The organism is Comamonas sp. 7D-2 (assembly GCF_022749555.1).
Lineage (GTDB): Bacteria > Pseudomonadota > Gammaproteobacteria > Burkholderiales > Burkholderiaceae_C > Comamonas > Comamonas thiooxydans.
In genome coordinates, this window is the sequence record NZ_CP094238.1 from 5,249,836 (window position 1) to 5,265,913 (window position 16,078).

The window sequence follows — 16,078 nt, forward strand, 5'->3', positions numbered from 1 at the left end:
CGCCTGCGAAAATTGGGCCTCCATTAAAATGATGGGCTTAGCAGAATTACCCCTCCTTTTCGGAGCGCCCTGATGGCCAACACTCAAAATATGGCGAATGCAATCCGTGCACTCGCAATGGATGCCGTTCAACAAGCCAATTCCGGCCACCCCGGTGCCCCCATGGGCATGGCCGACATGGCCGTAGCGCTGTGGAGCCGCCACCTCCAGCACAACCCCGTGAACCCTCACTGGGCCAATCGCGACCGCTTCATTCTGTCGAACGGTCACGGCTCCATGCTGATCTATGCGCTGCTGCACCTGAGCGGCTACGACCTGCCCATCGAAGAGCTGAAGAACTTCCGTCAGCTGCACAGCAAGACTGCCGGCCACCCCGAAGTGGGCATCACTGTCGGCGTGGAAACCACCACCGGCCCTCTGGGCCAGGGCATCACCAATGCCGTGGGCTTCGCACTGGCTGAAAAGCTGCTGGCTGCCGAGTTCAACAAGGACAAGCACGAGATCGTCGACCACCACACTTACGTGTTCCTGGGCGATGGCTGCCTGATGGAAGGCATCTCGCATGAAGCCGCTGCCCTGGCCGGCGCCTGGAAGCTGAACAAGCTGATCGCCCTGTACGACGACAACGGCATCTCCATCGACGGCAAGGTTGCCCCCTGGTTCATCGACAACACGCCCGAACGTTTCGAAGCCTACGGCTGGAACGTGATCCGCGCCGTGGACGGCCACAACGTGGACGCCCTGGACAAGGCCATCGCCGCCGCCAAGAAGAGCGCCGACAAGCCCACGCTGATCTGCTGCAAGACCCATATCGGCAAGGGCTCGCCCAACCGTCAGGACACAGCCAAGGCCCACGGCGAACCTCTGGGCGCCGAAGAAATCGCACTGACCCGCGCGGCTCTGGGCTGGACTCATGGCCCCTTCGAGATCCCTGCCGAGGTCTACACCGACTGGAACGCCAAGGATCTGGGCACCAAGGCCGAAGCGGCCTGGAACGAAAAGTTCGCAGCCTACACCGCTGCCTTCCCCGAGCAAGCCGCCGAGTTCACACGCCGCATGGCTGGCGATCTGCCCGCCAACTTCGGTGAAATCGCCGCCAAGATCGCCTCCGACGCCCATGACGCCGGTGCCACCGTGGCCAGCCGCAAGGCCAGCCAGCTGGCTCTGGAAGGCCTGACAGCCGCTCTGCCCGAGCTGCTGGGCGGCTCTGCCGACCTGACCGGCTCCAACCTGACCAACACCAAGTCCACCCCCTCTTTCCGCGTGGACGACAAGGGTGCCGTGGTCAAGACCGAAGAAGGCCAGATCGGCCGCCACATCAACTACGGTGTGCGCGAGTTCGGCATGGCAGCCATCATGAACGGTGTGGCGCTGCACGGCGGCTTCATCCCCTACGGCGGCACCTTCCTGACCTTCTCCGACTACAGCCGTAACGCCATCCGCATGGCGGCTCTGATGAAGCAGCGCGTGATCCACGTCTTCACGCACGACTCCATCGGCCTGGGCGAAGACGGCCCCACCCACCAGTCCATCGAGCACGCAGCCTCCCTGCGCCTGATCCCCGGTCTGGACGTGTGGCGCCCCGCCGACACCACGGAAACAGCCGTGGCCTGGACTGTGGCCCTGAGCCAGAAGAACAAGCCCACAGCCATGCTGCTGAGCCGCCAGAACCTGGCTTACTCGCCCAAGAGCGAAGACGCGCTGGACGACATCGCCTGCGGCGCCTATGTGCTCTCCGAGCCCAAGGATGTGGGCCTGAAGGGCAAGAAGGCCCAGGCCGTGATCATCGCCACCGGCTCCGAAGTGCAGCTGGCTCTGGCTGCCCAGAAGCAGCTGGCCGAACGCAAGATCGCCGTGCGCGTGGTCTCCATGCCCAGCACCACGACCTTCGACAAGCAGGATGTGAAGTACAAGAAGGCCGTGCTGCCCGCCGGCCTGCCCCGCATCGCCGTGGAAATGGGCGTGACCGACTTCTGGTGGAAGTACGGCTGCGCCGCCGTGGTCGGCATCGACACCTACGGTGAGTCCGCTCCTGCAGGCGTGCTGTTCAAGCACTTCGGCTTCACCGCCGAGAATGTGGCCGACACCGTGCAGGTCGCCCTGCAGAACGCTGGCAAGTAAGCGCAAAAGGGGCCTCGTGCCCCTTTTTTCCGGCTGAAGTTTGCTCACCCGCAGTCCTCAGCCATCCGGACCAGGCCCCAGGGTGCCGAGTCCGGGCACAATCCGCTCCGGTTTTTCATTACTCACTATCTACGAGGCAACTATGACGATCAAGGTTGGTATCAACGGCTTCGGCCGCATTGGCCGCAACGTGCTGCGCTCCGCAGTGCAAAACTTCTCCGACATCGAAATCGTCGGCATCAACGACCTGCTAGAGCCCGACTACCTGGCTTACATGCTGAAGTACGACAGCGTGCACGGTCGTTTCGACGGTGAAGTTTCTGTCGAAGGCAACACCCTGGTCGTCAATGGCAAGAAGATCCGCCTGACCCAAGAGCGCGATCCCGCGAACCTGAAGTGGAACGAAGTCGGCGCCGACATCGTGATCGAGTCCACCGGCCTGTTCCTGACCAAGGAAACCGCCCAGAAGCACATCGACGCAGGCGCCAAGAAGGTCATCCTGTCCGCCCCTTCCAAGGACGACACCCCCATGTTCGTGTTCGGCGTGAACCACGGCACCTACAAGGGCGAAGCCATCATCTCCAATGCTTCGTGCACCACCAACTGCCTGGCTCCCGTGGCCAAGGTGCTGAACGACAAGTGGGGCATCAAGCGCGGCCTGATGACCACCGTGCACGCAGCGACCGCCACGCAAAAGACCGTGGACGGCCCTTCCAACAAGGACTGGCGCGGCGGTCGCGGCATTCTGGAAAACATCATCCCCTCCAGCACTGGCGCTGCCAAGGCCGTGGGCGTGGTGATCCCCGAGCTGAACAAGAAGCTGACCGGCATGTCCTTCCGCGTGCCCACTTCCGACGTGTCCGTGGTTGACCTGACCGTGGAGCTGAACAGCGAAGCCACCTACGAAGAAATCTGCGCCGAAATGAAGGCCCAGTCCCAAGGCGCTCTGAAGGGCGTGCTGGGTTACACCGAAGACAAGGTCGTCGCCACCGACTTCCGCGGCGAGACCTGCACCTCCGTGTTCGATGCCGAAGCCGGTATCGCCCTGGACAAGACCTTTGTGAAGGTCGTGTCCTGGTATGACAACGAGTGGGGCTATTCCAACAAGTGCCTGGAAATGGTGCGCGTAGTGGCCAAGTAATCTTCACGATTACATGCCAAAACAGGCTCAATCGCTTATCAGATAAGCGCTGAAAGCTATCAAAAAGCCAGCATGGGACGCCATGCTGGCTTTTTTTCGTCCAGCAAGACCGGAGCCGGCCGGAGCATGTCTCGGATACATTTGTAACACGCAGCCACCACCAACGCCCAAGAGTATGAAGCGCTGCCACTTCCTCGGACAAGGCCGCCATGTTTATTGCGATTCCTCTTGAGAACAAGCCTTCCTGGCGCTCACCGCCCTGGATGACGGTGCTGCTCATCATCATCAACTGCGTGATCTTCTGGGGCTGGCAGGCACCCGAGGAACATGCCGTGGAAAAAGCGGCCCAGCAATATGCCCAGACCGCCTTGCCGATGCTGGAGCTGCCACCGTTCCTGAGCTATCTGGAGGAACAAGCCGCCCAGGGCAGCAAGCGTTTTGACCAGCACACGCTGCAGACCGTGCGAAAGCTCTATCAGCACAAGGCCTATGCCCAGCTCTATGCGCTGCTGTGGCAGGAGAAGAAATTCCGCCAGCGCCTGCTGGACGGCCAGGTCATTACCTCCAGCCACCCGCGCCATGCGCAGTGGCAAGCTGCACGTGCCGCCTTCGCGCCCCACGAGCCGCGCGGCAGCTTTACCGAGCAATGGTCCATGAGCTATGAGAATGGCGCCGGCTGGCAGCCCCTGCAGGCCTTCACTTCCATCTTTCTGCATGGCAGCACCAGCCATCTGCTGGGCAATATGGTGTTTCTGTTCCTGTTCGGCTTCACCCTGGAGCTGGCTCTAGGAGCCTTCACCTATCTGGCCTTTTACGTGATCGGCGGCATCGGCGCCTCGCTGTTCGCGCTGATGTTCTATGCCGGCATGGGCGGTTACGGCCTGGGGGCATCGGGCGCGATTTCGGCCCTCATGGCCATGTATGCGGTGATGTACCGCATGCGCCGCATCCGCTTCTTCTACATGCTGCTGTTCTACTTCAACTACGCGCGCTGGCCGGCCCTGATCATGCTGCCGGTCTGGATGGGCGTGGAGCTGCTGCAGCATCTGCTGGGCGACAAGCAGGTGGCCTATATGGCGCACTTTGGCGGTCTGCTGACGGGTGCCCTGCTGATGTGGAGCTATATGCGTCTGCAGACCGTCGCGGCGCCAGTCAACGAAGAAGAGCAGGCCCTGGCCGCCGCCCGGCCGCTGGCCGAAGCCGTGGCCCGGGCCCAGCGCCATACCGATGCGCTGGAATTTGGCCGCGCCGCTCCGGCCTGGCGCGAAGCGGCACGCCTGGCCCCCTCGGACCCGGCCATTCTGCGGGCCTGGTTTGAAAGCTCGCGCCATCAACCCGCCAGCGAGGACTTTCATGCTGCGGCGCGACGTATCTTCAAGCTGCCGGCCACCACGGACGCCGAACGCCAGCTGCAGCTGGCCAGCTATCGCAGCTATCAGCAGCGCGCACAGCCCGGCATGCGCATGAGCGCCGACACCATGCATGGACTGGTGCGCAGCTTCGTGCGCCTGGGCGCCCTGCCCGAGGCCGAAAAGCTCTGCCGCTCCCTGCACAAGCTGGCGGACCATCCCCAATGGCCGGCAAGCTTGCTGCTGCTGGTCAACGGTATGGCCCAGGCCGGACGTGTGCAGGAGGCCAAAGCCTGGCTGCCTGTGCTGCAGCAATCGGCCCCTGAGGAAGCTCTCACGCGCTGGCTGGCACAACAGCGCTAGCCAACGCCTTGCCGCGCTCAGGTCTTGGCTTCCAGCTCCTGCAGCTCATCACGCAGCACCCACTGCGCCTCCTTGGTGCTCTCGTGCTCGGGAAAGAACTGCTTCATGCGCATGTAAACGGCCACCCCCTGCATGGGCTGCTCCACGCCCTGCTTGTAGGCGCGCACCACCAGCTCCAGCATGAATGGAATCAGACTGCTGCCGGCAAAGCGCTTCTCAAAATCCTTGGCCAGGATCAACACATACCTGGGCTTGCCGGCCTTCCAGGCCTGCTGTGCCAGCTCGTAACTGAGCTGGGCCGAGTCGGGCTTGAAGTCCGGCTTGCGCTTGACGCAGCTCACCCAGGCTTCCAGGGCCTCGCTGGCGCGCTGCTGGGCGAGCAACATGGGAATGAAACGCTGGCCCAGCTCCGCCAGGGCATCCGCGCGTTCGGTCAGCTTGAGCACCCGGAAGTAACGGCGGCAATCGGGCAGGCTCTCATAGTCCTGCCGCTGCCATTCGCGCGCCTGGTTAACAGCCTCGTCCATCTTGTTGTCCTGCACCAGTCTGGCCACCAGCGCATCGCGATGCCTGGCCTCCAGGGCCGCAGGGTCGATCTGCACGGTCGCAGGCCCCTCGGGTGCCTGCACGGGATCGATATCCAGAGCCGCATGATGCTGGTACATGACATAGCCGATCATGGCCGCCATCACCCAGCTGAAATAAATCATCACAAAGCTCACCAGGGGCAGCACCAATCCAGGCGCCGCAACCTTGAGCAGCATCGCCAGAACCATGGGCGAGCCCTGCTGCAGCAGAAACAGAAAAAAGCACAGCAGCAGATAGGACTTGCCGATACCGAAAATCGTCGCCAGCAGCTCGAAGGGATTAACGGCCGAGCTCAGGCTATTGGTATTGATCAGCACCATCCAGGTAGCAGGAATCAGGAAGGCCACCAACAGATTGGCAACCACGCCCAAGGTCAGGCTGCGGGTCGCCATAAAGCCCACAAATATCCCGAAAACGACGAGTACCCCGAAGAATTTCCAGGGCAGCCATTTCCAGTCTTCATCGACCTGACTGGACCGGAAATCGGAGCTATGAGTAATTCCACGAGATGCGAGTGCCGAAACCTTGAATGCATAACGGCTGACTGCCAGCATCAAGCCCAGACCCACAAACAAGACTCCAATCCACCCGAACATCAAGCCATAACTGCATGCCGACAACAGCAAGGCATAGAGCAAAGGCTCGGTCTGCAGAGGAAACAGAAAAAAGCTATTGAGCTTTTGCCAGAACGGAGGGATTTTCCACTCGGAAGAATCACCTTTTTGGTGAACACCACGTATCGAATTCAATGTCTGCTCTCCCACTCTCGGTTTGATGAATCATCTGCAAGCCCGCTTGCAGTGACCTAATCCGCTCTGGTATTGCCCGATTTTTCTTTGAAATCGGGTCATTGCGGAATTCTGCGGTAGAAATTCGCCCTGAATCCAAATACCGATAAACAGCCGGCATATTGCTTTTTTTCGCTTGCCAGAAACCCCGCAAACGCTTTTGCAGCCGTGCTGGCTGGCCAAACCGCATCGAACCGATAACGGATATGACTGCAAGAATTGCAGGCAGCGCTTAAAGTGGCCCAGGTTTTATGGAGAAGCAGCGAATGATTCACAGCGCACACGCACAAAGCAGCCCCACCCCGTACCGCATCACTCTGACCGATGCCCAAGGCCATGTCTGGCATGCCGATGAACCCGTGAATGATGGCGGCGCCGACACCGCGCCCAACCCCATGCAGCTCATGCTCTCGGCCCTGGGAGCCTGCACGGCCATCACCCTGCATATGTACGCGGGTCGCAAGCAGTGGCCGCTAAGCCATGTCGATGTGGATCTGCAGCTCAACCCCGAAGGCAAGCCCGCGGACGCCAACCAGATCACGCGCAGCATCACCTTGCATGGCGAGCTCGATGACGAGCAGCGCCAGCGCCTGCTGCAGATTGCCAATGCCTGCCCCGTGCACAAGCTGCTCGAAGGCAAGGTTTCCATCCCCACCGCCTTGACCGAAGCCGCACAGGCATGAAAAAAGGCACCTCACGCCCCCACCGCGTGGTGCTCGCCTCCTTAGGGAGGGCCGCCTTCATCTTGGGAACTGCCTGGCGATAAAAAAAGCCCTGCAGTCACCGGCAGGGCTTTGGTCGCTGTTGTGTGTAACTTGATTACACCGTCACTTCCAGCGCACCCACTTCCACATAGTGTTCGAACTCACGTTTGGCCAGAGATGCGGTTTCGGGTTGCTGGTCCTCTGGGTCAACCCAGGACAGCACATAGCTTGCGATGGCGGTATCGACCTTCATCTCTATGCCCATGGGAATCTGCTCGGACGGACCATCTCCGACACGATGCTCCACCTTGCCTGTCACGCGAGCGGCAAAGTGCTCGGGATACAGCTGGATCTCGACTGCCGAGATCTGGTTGCCTTGAGTGCTGTGTTCGTTCATGTTTATTCCTCCTGCAGTTGTTAGGTCGCTGCGCACGAATTGCGCAACGTGAAAGCCACTGCTAGCGGCCTACGCCTTTAACTTAGCCGACTCCTGGCGGAGCCCGTGTCAGCCTATTGGCTGAATCCTCACAGTGATGTAACTGCGTGCAAGGCGTTGCTGCATTCTGCCGTCTGATTGCGCGAATACCGCATATCCCTGACACTCGAATCCCCTCGCCGTCAGGATTTGTCATGAGTGAATCAAAGAACTTACAACGTCTGCCCACCCGTATAGCCGATGTCGGCGGCATCCCCATCCACCGAGCCATTCCTCAGGCCGCGCTGCGCAAAGTAGGGGCCTGGTGCTTCCTCGACCACGCCGGCCCGGCCGTCCCCCCTCCACCCGGCATGCAGGTCGGGCCCCATCCTCACATCGGCCTGCAGACTTTCACCTGGATGATCGAGGGAGAGGTACTGCACCGCGACAGCCTGGGCAGCGAGCAGATCATCCGCCCCGGCCAGGTCAATCTGATGACGGCCGGCCACGGCATTGCCCACTCCGAAGAAGCCCAGACACTGGGCGTGCATGCAGCCCAGTTGTGGATTGCCCTGCCCGACAGCCATCGCCATATCGCGCCCCGCTTCCAGCATTACCCCGACCTGCCCAGGACCGAGATCAGCGACTTTGCCGTGACCGTGCTGGCCGGTGAAGCCCTCGGTCTGGCGGCCCCCGCAGAAGTCCACTCCCCGCTGATGGGCGTGGACCTTCTGGCCTGCGGCACGGCTGGCCAAGCGTGCGCCACCATGCCGCTGCGTGCCGACTTCGAGCATGCGGTGATGAGCCTGTCAGGCGAGGTGAAGGTTGAAGGCCAGGTGTTGCCCTCGCAGGAGCTGATCTACCTGCCCGTGGGCACGCAGGAAGTGCAGCTGGAATGTACGCCCGGCAGCCGCCTCATCATCATCGGGGGCGAACCCATGGATGAAGCCATCTTGCTGTGGTGGAACTTTGTGGCCCGCACCACCGAAGAGATGCAACAAGCCCGGCAGCAATGGGAGGCCGAGGCGGCCACCGATGCGGAACTCGTCAACGGCCAGCCACGCCGTTTTGGCAAGCCAGTGGCTTCGCCTCTGAAGTCGCTGCACTCTCCCTCGCTGGCTGGTGTCAGCCTGCGCGCCTCCAGATAATCCTGCCGGCGCTTATTCAATTCGCACCAAATTGGTGCGAATTGAATTTTTCAAAAAGAAAAATAAAAGCATCTTTGCAAGTTTTGATGGATTTTGAAAGCTTTTAGAGGCAACGCACTCTATTCAAGAGAAGGTAATCCGGACGTTATGCATGAAACGTTTGGACTCATGCACGCCAAGCTTTCATAATCGAGCCAACGCCCTGGCCACGAGAATGCGACCGCCGCTTTTCGTCCGGGGCGTTGCCACGTCCTGCCCAACTCAACTTTGCAAAGAAAGCCGATCAATGCGTCAAGAACATGACTTCATTGGCATCAAAACCATCCCTCCCGACGCGTACTGGGGCGTTCATTCCGCACGCGCAGTGGAAAACTTCCCCATCACCGGTCACTCGGTCGCGCACATGCCCGAGCTGATCCGCGCGTTTGCCTTTGTCAAAAAGGCCGCGGCCCAGGCCAATCTGCAGTTTGGCGCCATCAATCTCAAACAAGCCACCGCCATCTCCCAAGCCTGCGATGATCTGATTTCCGGCCAGCTGCACGAGCAGTTTGTGGTCGATGTGATCCAGGGCGGCGCCGGCACCTCCACGAATATGAACGCCAATGAGGTGATCGCCAACCGTGCACTCGAGCACCTGGGATTGCCCAAAGGCACTTACGACGTGATCCACCCCAATGATCATGTCAATGCTTCGCAGTCCACCAATGACTCCTACCCCACCGCCGTCAAGCTTGCCACCTACGCTGGCATCCAGAAGCTGCTGATCGCCCTGGCCGAGTTGCGCTCTGCTTTCGAAGCAAAGGCCGGCGAATTCGCCCATATCCTGAAAATCGGCCGCACACAATTACAAGATGCCGTGCCCATGACTTTGGGCCAGGAGTTTTCCGCTTTTGCAGCCATGATCGCCGACGATGAAAAGCGTCTGCGCGAATCCGCCTATCTGATGACCGAGGTGAATATGGGTGGCACGGCCATCGGTACCGGCATCAACGCTCCCGTAGGCTACGCCGGCGCCGTGACCAAGGCCTTGGCAGAAATCTCTGGCGTCCCCGTCGTCAAAGCCGGAGATCTGATCGCCGCCACGGGAGATACCGGCGCCTTTGCCGACATTTCCGGCATCTTGAAGCGTGTTGCAGTCAAGCTATCCAAGATCAGCAATGACCTGCGCCTGCTCTCCTCGGGCCCTCAAGCAGGAGTGGCAGACATCAAGCTGCCGGCGCGCCAGGCCGGCTCATCCATCATGCCCGGCAAGGTGAATCCCGTGATTCCCGAGGTAATGAACCAGGTCTGCTTTGAAGTGATAGGCAACGATGCCGCCATCACCATGGCCGTGGAAGCCGGCCAGTTGCAGCTCAACGCCTTCGAGCCGCTGATGGCCTGGGCTCTGCATAAAAGCCTGAGCCACCTGAGCAGCGCCTGCAAGACGCTGCAAGTCAACTGCGTGGAAGGCATTGTGGCCAATGAAGCGCTGCTGGATTCCCGGATTGCCGAGTCGGTGACGCTGGTGACGGCGCTGAACCCTCTGATCGGCTACGAAAAGGCCGCCAAAATTGCCAAGACCGCCATTGCCAACGGCAAGCAGATTGCCGTGGTGGCGGAAGAACTGGGCATCATGAGCCGGACCGAAATGAACAAGCTGCTGGTCGCCGACAAGCTGACCCAGGCCGGCGCATTGACCGCTGCATAAGCGCACTCTTTATCGACAATGCAAAAGGGCATGTTCGCCATGAACATGCCCTTTTTGGTTGATATGCTTTTAATAGCTTGCTGTGCCTATATTCAAAGGTCAGGAAGCCAAAAACGCTTCATATTCAAGCCACTGCGGCATTCTCGTCACTGGGGTCATCCACGCCGCGCACGCTTTCACGAAGATTTTTGTCCTTGAGCTTGCCAAGATCGGTCTCCACCGCGCGTTTGAGCTTTTCAATCGCCGCGCTGAAGGCCTCCTTGACCTTTTCGGCTTCCGCATTCACTGCGATGGGGGGGCGACCTGTGGCCCGGGTTTCGAGCACACAGCGTTTGCCTGGGCCGCCCGTGGTCTTGAGGGCATCAACGCCCGTGAGGAAGACCTCCACACGCACCACATACTCCTTCAGGCGGGCCAGCTTGGCATTGATCTCCTCCTGCGCCCATTGAGCCAGAGACTCTCCACCCTGGATGGAATCGTCGGCATGAACCTGTACTTGCATGCAAATCCTCCTAGTCACCAAATGCCGCAACCGCTGCGGCGAAATCTGTAGGGGTGCCATAAAGGCAGGCGAAAACATCGTAACGCCAGAACCTTGTTCTGCCCATCGGGGCTTGTTACGCCAGCAAAGGACAGGGGCTTTGACCATTGTGGAGGCAGCTTCTCCCGGATTTGAAAGAGATAGCAACAAGGGTAGGTTCTATGAGCTTTGCCCTTGAGCCAAAGCAAAAAGTGCCGACCGGTAATTTGCAAAAAGTAAGCGTTTTTACGCCTCGGGCCGTCAGTTAATGCCAGCCTTCGATTCAGGCTCCGCGACAAAGCCGATGCGCGTCAGGCCTGCTGCGTGGGCCCAGCCCATGACCTGCACCACGCGACCATAGGGAACGCTGGTGTCGGCACGCAACTGCACCTCGGCCTGAGGATTGCGCCGCCCCAGCTCTTCCAGTTGCTGCTGCACTGCCGCATCGTCCGCCACGACTCCCTGAATCCAGATTTCGCCGGCGGGGCTGACCTCCACCATCAAGGCATCGCTCTTGCTCACGGCAGTCTGCTGCACTGCTGTTTGCGCCTTGGGCAGTTGCACGCGCAAAGTGGCAGCCAGCATGGGAGCAGCCAGAATGAAGATCACCACCAGCACCAGCATCACATCCACCAGCGGCGTGACATTGATGGTGTTGATCGGAGTTTCCGCCCCCTGACGGCGGCTCATGCGACCGAATGCCATGACGCCATCCTTTATGAAGCATCCACTCCGAACTGGGCATGCAGATCATGGGCAAACCCCTCCAGCACAGCCTCCAGCTGGCTGGCCGAACGCCCGAGCAGGTTATAGGCCAGCACGGCCGGCAAAGCGACAGCCAGACCGGCGGCCGTCATGACCAGAGCTTCACCCACAGGCCCGGCAAGCTGAGCGATATCGACCTGACCGCTGCCCGCCAGCGTTCCCAGTGCATGGTGAATGCCCCAGACCGTACCCAACAGGCCCACAAACGGTGCCGTTGCACCAATGGTGGCGAGCAAGGTCTGACCCCATTGCAACTGGGTCGATGCCTGACCCAGAGCCTCACGCAGGCTGCGCAACAGCCGCTGCCCCTGCGCCGCGCTTTGTGCCAGAGAGCCTTGCGCAGCCATTCCGCCCTGCGCCACGGCATCGGCCATGGCCTGCACCAGCCCCTGCCTATCCAGCGCCTTGACCTGCGCCCTAGCCTGGACCAGATCGGGCATTTGCCAGAACGCGGCCACGGCCTGCGGCACGCTGCGGCGCGCAACAGCCATAAACCAGAGCTTGTAGAGGATGACCACCCAGCTGAGCACGGACATCAGCAGCATCAAGGCCGCCGTCGCCCATGTGACCGCATCGCCCTCTGCCAGCCATTGCCACATTCCTGCAGACATCGCTCACCTCGCTCCCAGAAATAGCAAGGGGCCGTCACGGCCCCTTTGCAAATTACGCGGTCAGCGCAGATTCAGCACATCGTACATATCGTACTGGCCGGTCTTTTTGTCGGCCAGATAGGCCACGGCGCGCAGGCTGCCGTTGGCATAGCCGGCACGGCTGCTGGATTTGTGCGCGATCTCGATGCGCTCGCCGGTACCGGCAAACAGCACGGTGTGATCACCCACAATATCGCCGCCGCGCACGGTGGCAAAGCCAATGGTGTCGGCCTTGCGCTCGCCGGTGTGGCCGAAGCGCTCATACACGGCGCGGTCGGCCAGCTTGGTACCCTGGGCTTCGGCAATTACCTCGCCCATTTTCAGGGCCGTGCCCGAGGGTGCGTCGACCTTGTGCTTGTGGTGGGCTTCGACGATCTCGATGTCGTAGCCGCCTTGCTGCAGGGCCTTGGCCGCCATCTCCAGCAGCTTGAAGGTCACGTTCACGCCCACGCTCATATTGGGGGCGAAAACGATGGAAGTTTTTTGGGCAAACTCGGCGATCTGCGTCTTTTGCTCATCCGAGAAGCCTGTGGTGCCGATGACCACGCCCACGCCCAGATCGGCCGCCACGGCCAGGTGCTCCATCGTGCCTTCGGGGCGCGTGAAGTCGATCAGGCAGTCGGCCTTCGACAGGGCTGCGCGCACATCGCTTTCGATCTTCAGCCCGCTGGGCTTACCCAGGAATGCAGAAGGATCGGTGCCGATGGCAGGGCTGTCGGCGCGGTCCAGTGCCGCAGCCAGCACGCAGTCGCTGCTGTTCAGAATCGCTTCGATCAGCATATGGCCCATGCGGCCGGAGGCACCCGCCACAGCAACGCGCTGAGGGGTGGAGGAATGGGTGGTGGATGCGGTCATGGCGCTATCACTCGATCAAATGAAAGACGGCAGGATCACATCCACGCCGTCACAAAAAGAGAGCATCCACCGCTTTCTGCAAGCGGGGAACAGCCTGTTCTGATGCTTAACGCGATTCCAGCGATGGATAGCTGGTGGCGGCGGGCGGCAGATTGGCCGCAGCCTGCTCGGCTTCGGCGTTATTGCGTGCAGGGTATTTGGCCAGCTGGGCTTCGCTGGCTTCCAGCTGCGGAACCTTGGGCGTGCCCTTCATGCCTTTGAGGCTGGCCACGAACTCGGACTCGGAAGGCATCTCGTCACCCTCGGCGCGCGCAAAGGCGTCGCCATTGAAGAAGACGGTGAGCTTGCGGATCTGCGACTCCACGCCGGGGCGATTGATGGTGAACACGTATTCCCAGCGATCGCCGTGGAACACGCTGGTCACGAGGGGTGTGCCCAGAATGTCGCGAATCTGCTGACGGCTCATGCCGGGCTGCAAGGCCTCGACCTGTTCCTTGGACACGAAGTTGCCCTGCACGACATCAATCTTGTAAGGAGTGACGGCATTGGCGACACGGTGCGCGGCGCCATCGATACTGTTGCAGCCGGCCAGTGCCGCTGCGATTGCCAACGTCAGGGCCAGACCTGCGCGGCTACGGGCTTGAACATGCATGGGTAATGGCATAGGGATATGATCGGGTTCATTGTAGCGGCAGGCCCCGGAGACACTTGGAGATTCCCTTTATCTGCGTGTAAAGCTTCTCCTTAAACAAGTGAGTCCAGCCTTCCATGTGCCCGTAGTCCACCAAGAGAGCCGACATGAAAAATATTGATGAACTCAAAAGCACGGGCCTCAAAGCCACTTTGCCGCGTCTGAAAATCCTGGAAATCTTCCAGAAGGGCGCCCAGCGCCACATGACGGCCGAAGACGTGTTCCGGGTGCTCCTGGACGAGCGCTCGGATATTGGCCTGGCCACGGTTTACCGCGTGCTGACCCAGTTCGAGCAGGCCGGCATCCTGATCCGCAGCAACTTCGAAAGCGGCAAGGCCGTCTACGAGCTCAACGAGGGCCAGCACCACGACCACTTCGTCTGCACCAGCTGCGGCAAGGTCGAAGAGTTCTATGACGCCGAAATCGAAAAGCGCCAGAACCTGATCGCCAAGGAAAAAGGCTGGGTGATCCAGGATCACTCCATGGCGCTCTACGGCCAGTGCGCCGAATGCGCCACACGCGCTGCCAAGTAAGAACGCAAAACGCGACGGTGAACCCAGGGGCAGGACATGCAGATGTCTTGCCCTTTTTACATTTGGTGAGGACTTCTTTACATAGCTCCATCAAGCCTCAAGCCAATATCGAGCCGGACTGCGTATGCTGCAGTCATTCCCGCGCTTGAGGAGACCCGGTTCATGCGGCTGCTACCGTTTTCACCTGTCCAGGGCCTGCTCTGTCTGGCAGCCCTCGCCTTGACCGCCTGCGCACCGCTGGCCCCCTCATCGGGCCGCCCCAGCCCCGAGGTGCTGCAGACGCTGCACAGCAGCGCCCTGCCCGACAAGCCCAGCGCGCAGCAAAGCCAGCAATGGCTGGACCGGGTCACCTGGGGCGCCACCGACCATGATGCGGCCCGGCTGCAGCAGCAAGGCCTCAAGCGCTGGCTGGCCGCCCAGCTCAGTCCCTCCTCCGCGCCCATGCCGACCGAGGTGCAGCAGCACATCGATGCCCTGGGCATCAGCCAGAAGCCCATGACGCAGATCCAGCGCGAAATTGCCGACCAGCGCCTGGCCATTCGCAACAGCCAGGATCCCGAGGAAGCCGCCAAACTGCGCAGCGAGCTGCAACGCCAGCTCAATCAGCTGGGCGGCGAAGCCCAGAAACGCCATATCTGGCGCGCGCTTTATTCGCCTCACCAGTTGCAGGAGCAAATGACCTGGTTCTGGATGAATCACTTCAACGTCAGCACCCGCAAGGGCGATGTGCGCATGTGGGTGGGCGACTACGAGGAGCAGGCCATTCGCCCCCATGCGCTGGGAAAATTCCGCGAGCTGCTGACTGCCAGCATGCGCCACCCGGCCATGCTGCTGTATCTGGACAATGCCAGCAATGCCGCCGGGCGCATCAATGAAAACTACGCGCGCGAACTGCTGGAGCTACACACCATGGGCGTGGGCAGCGGCTACACCCAGGCCGATGTGCAGGCCATGGCCCATGTGCTGACCGGTGTGGGCTTCTCCACCCGGGAAGCCGATGCCCCACCACCCAGGCTGCGCCCCGAACGCCAGGGCGACTATCTGCGCCATGGCTTCTTCGAATTCAACCCCAATCGCCACGACTACACGCCCCAGGTCTTGCTCGGCAGGCCGCTGGAAAAAAGCGGACTGGCCCAGGTCAATGAGGCGGTAGACCGCATCGTGGCCTCGCCCGTCACTGCGCGCTTCATAGCACGCAAGCTCTGCGTCTATTTTCTCGGCGACAAGCCGCCCCAGGCCGTGGTCGAGCGCACGGCCCAGGCCTTCGAGCGCAGCCATGGCGATATTGCCGCCACGCTGGCGGCCCTGCTGAGCGACCCGCAGGCTCAGCAGTTCGGCCAGGGCTTCAAGGACCCGGTCCACTATGTGCTGGGCGCCACACGCCTGGCCTATGACCAGCGCGTGGCCAGCGACGTGTCACCGGTACAGAACTGGCTCAATCAGTTGGGCCAGCCGCTGTACGGCCACGAAACTCCCGACGGCTACCCCGTGACGCAGTCGGACTGGTCCAGCTCCGGCCAGATGAATGCCCGCTTCGAGGTCGCAAGGCAGATTGGCAGTCGCGGCGCGCTGCTGTTCCGCAGCAGCGCGCAGCAGCCGCTGGAGAAGCCTCCCTATCCCGACCTGGACAAGCGCAGCAGCGTCCAGGCTCGCGTGCCGGCATTGGGTGCCGCCACACGCGCCGCACTGGCCCAGACCAGGAACCCGGCGGACTGGAACAGCTTTTTCCTCTCTGCCCCCGAAATGATGTACCGCTAAGG

At 61.0% G+C, this 16,078-nt stretch carries 15 protein-coding genes; 8 read left to right on the top strand and 7 right to left on the bottom strand.

Going from position 1 to position 16,078, the window contains the following annotated elements; translation table 11 throughout:
- The first annotated feature begins 72 nt into the window (after positions 1 to 72).
- The 3 genes from tkt (at position 73) to MPZ60_RS24200 (ending at position 4,974) form a co-directional block, all read left to right on the top strand.
- Complete coding sequence (gene tkt / locus MPZ60_RS24190) at positions 73 to 2,121, top strand: transketolase (RefSeq protein WP_034350865.1); 2,049 nt, start codon at positions 73 to 75, stop codon at positions 2,119 to 2,121.
- Positions 2,122 to 2,263: 142 nt separating this feature from the next.
- Entirely contained in the window at positions 2,264 to 3,262 is a 999-nt protein-coding gene (gene gap / locus MPZ60_RS24195; RefSeq protein ID WP_003060372.1) for a type I glyceraldehyde-3-phosphate dehydrogenase, read from the top strand.
- 209 nt (positions 3,263 to 3,471) lie between these two features.
- Entirely contained in the window at positions 3,472 to 4,974 is a 1,503-nt protein-coding gene (locus tag MPZ60_RS24200; RefSeq protein ID WP_034350867.1) for a rhomboid family intramembrane serine protease, read from the top strand.
- A gap of 17 nt (positions 4,975 to 4,991) precedes the next feature.
- Here the strand turns inward: MPZ60_RS24200 and MPZ60_RS24205 are convergent, their stop codons facing one another.
- The gene (locus MPZ60_RS24205) at positions 4,992 to 6,311 is read right to left on the bottom strand and encodes a hypothetical protein (protein ID WP_034350871.1); all 1,320 of its coding nucleotides are present in this window, start codon (positions 6,309 to 6,311) and stop codon (positions 4,992 to 4,994) included.
- A gap of 305 nt (positions 6,312 to 6,616) precedes the next feature.
- Here MPZ60_RS24205 and MPZ60_RS24210 point away from each other — a divergent pair, with 305 nt between their 5' ends.
- The gene (locus MPZ60_RS24210) at positions 6,617 to 7,033 is read left to right on the top strand and encodes an OsmC family protein (protein ID WP_012840258.1); all 417 of its coding nucleotides are present in this window, start codon (positions 6,617 to 6,619) and stop codon (positions 7,031 to 7,033) included.
- A gap of 136 nt (positions 7,034 to 7,169) precedes the next feature.
- Here the strand turns inward: MPZ60_RS24210 and MPZ60_RS24215 are convergent, their stop codons facing one another.
- Complete coding sequence (locus MPZ60_RS24215) at positions 7,170 to 7,451, bottom strand: hypothetical protein (protein WP_003072434.1); 282 nt, start codon at positions 7,449 to 7,451, stop codon at positions 7,170 to 7,172.
- A gap of 233 nt (positions 7,452 to 7,684) precedes the next feature.
- On the opposite strand from MPZ60_RS24215, the gene MPZ60_RS24220 reads away from it, so the two are divergent.
- Positions 7,685 to 8,617 (top strand): pirin family protein, encoded by a 933-nt coding sequence (locus tag MPZ60_RS24220; protein ID WP_034350874.1) that lies wholly within the window; start codon positions 7,685 to 7,687, stop codon positions 8,615 to 8,617.
- 286 nt (positions 8,618 to 8,903) lie between these two features.
- Positions 8,904 to 10,304, top strand: a complete 1,401-nt coding sequence (locus MPZ60_RS24225; RefSeq protein WP_034350879.1) for an aspartate ammonia-lyase — start codon at positions 8,904 to 8,906, stop codon at positions 10,302 to 10,304.
- Between the two features lie 124 nt (positions 10,305 to 10,428).
- Here the strand turns inward: MPZ60_RS24225 and MPZ60_RS24230 are convergent, their stop codons facing one another.
- The 5 genes from MPZ60_RS24230 to MPZ60_RS24250 all read right to left on the bottom strand — a co-directional run bounded on the left by MPZ60_RS24230 (position 10,429) and on the right by MPZ60_RS24250 (position 13,746).
- Positions 10,429 to 10,806, bottom strand: a complete 378-nt coding sequence (locus MPZ60_RS24230) for an HPF/RaiA family ribosome-associated protein (RefSeq protein ID WP_003060358.1) — start codon at positions 10,804 to 10,806, stop codon at positions 10,429 to 10,431.
- 279 nt (positions 10,807 to 11,085) lie between these two features.
- Entirely contained in the window at positions 11,086 to 11,529 is a 444-nt protein-coding gene (locus tag MPZ60_RS24235) for a biopolymer transporter ExbD (RefSeq protein WP_034350882.1), read from the bottom strand.
- Positions 11,530 to 11,540: 11 nt separating this feature from the next.
- On the bottom strand, positions 11,541 to 12,200 hold the full coding sequence (locus tag MPZ60_RS24240; protein WP_034350885.1) for a MotA/TolQ/ExbB proton channel family protein: 660 nt from the start codon (positions 12,198 to 12,200) through the stop codon (positions 11,541 to 11,543).
- 60 nt (positions 12,201 to 12,260) lie between these two features.
- Positions 12,261 to 13,094: a 4-hydroxy-tetrahydrodipicolinate reductase gene (gene dapB, locus MPZ60_RS24245; protein WP_012840263.1), complete on the bottom strand. Its 834-nt coding sequence runs from the start codon at positions 13,092 to 13,094 to the stop codon at positions 12,261 to 12,263.
- Between the two features lie 106 nt (positions 13,095 to 13,200).
- Positions 13,201 to 13,746, bottom strand: a complete 546-nt coding sequence (locus MPZ60_RS24250; protein ID WP_034350888.1) for an outer membrane protein assembly factor BamE — start codon at positions 13,744 to 13,746, stop codon at positions 13,201 to 13,203.
- 146 nt (positions 13,747 to 13,892) lie between these two features.
- On the opposite strand from MPZ60_RS24250, the gene fur reads away from it, so the two are divergent.
- The gene (fur, locus tag MPZ60_RS24255; protein WP_003060349.1) at positions 13,893 to 14,318 is read left to right on the top strand and encodes a ferric iron uptake transcriptional regulator; all 426 of its coding nucleotides are present in this window, start codon (positions 13,893 to 13,895) and stop codon (positions 14,316 to 14,318) included.
- A gap of 162 nt (positions 14,319 to 14,480) precedes the next feature.
- Entirely contained in the window at positions 14,481 to 16,076 is a 1,596-nt protein-coding gene (locus MPZ60_RS24260; protein ID WP_034350890.1) for a DUF1800 domain-containing protein, read from the top strand.
- The last annotated feature ends 2 nt before the right edge of the window (positions 16,077 to 16,078 follow it).

Excerpts from the sequence above, each read along its gene's own strand:
- tkt (WP_034350865.1), top strand. The coding sequence starts at position 73 with ATGGCCAACACTCAAAATATGGCGAATGCAATCCGTGCACTCGCAATG.
- gap (WP_003060372.1), top strand. The coding sequence starts at position 2,264 with ATGACGATCAAGGTTGGTATCAACGGCTTCGGCCGCATTGGCCGCAAC.
- MPZ60_RS24200 (WP_034350867.1), top strand. The coding sequence starts at position 3,472 with ATGTTTATTGCGATTCCTCTTGAGAACAAGCCTTCCTGGCGCTCACCG.
- MPZ60_RS24210 (WP_012840258.1), top strand. The coding sequence starts at position 6,617 with ATGATTCACAGCGCACACGCACAAAGCAGCCCCACCCCGTACCGCATC.
- MPZ60_RS24215 (WP_003072434.1), bottom strand. The coding sequence starts at position 7,451 with ATGAACGAACACAGCACTCAAGGCAACCAGATCTCGGCAGTCGAGATC.
- MPZ60_RS24220 (WP_034350874.1), top strand. The coding sequence starts at position 7,685 with ATGAGTGAATCAAAGAACTTACAACGTCTGCCCACCCGTATAGCCGAT.
- MPZ60_RS24225 (WP_034350879.1), top strand. The coding sequence starts at position 8,904 with ATGCGTCAAGAACATGACTTCATTGGCATCAAAACCATCCCTCCCGAC.
- MPZ60_RS24230 (WP_003060358.1), bottom strand. The coding sequence starts at position 10,806 with ATGCAAGTACAGGTTCATGCCGACGATTCCATCCAGGGTGGAGAGTCT.
- MPZ60_RS24235 (WP_034350882.1), bottom strand. The coding sequence starts at position 11,529 with ATGGCATTCGGTCGCATGAGCCGCCGTCAGGGGGCGGAAACTCCGATC.
- MPZ60_RS24240 (WP_034350885.1), bottom strand. The coding sequence starts at position 12,200 with ATGTCTGCAGGAATGTGGCAATGGCTGGCAGAGGGCGATGCGGTCACA.
- dapB (WP_012840263.1), bottom strand. The coding sequence starts at position 13,094 with ATGACCGCATCCACCACCCATTCCTCCACCCCTCAGCGCGTTGCTGTG.
- MPZ60_RS24250 (WP_034350888.1), bottom strand. The coding sequence starts at position 13,746 with ATGCATGTTCAAGCCCGTAGCCGCGCAGGTCTGGCCCTGACGTTGGCA.
- fur (WP_003060349.1), top strand. The coding sequence starts at position 13,893 with ATGAAAAATATTGATGAACTCAAAAGCACGGGCCTCAAAGCCACTTTG.
- MPZ60_RS24260 (WP_034350890.1), top strand. The coding sequence starts at position 14,481 with ATGCGGCTGCTACCGTTTTCACCTGTCCAGGGCCTGCTCTGTCTGGCA.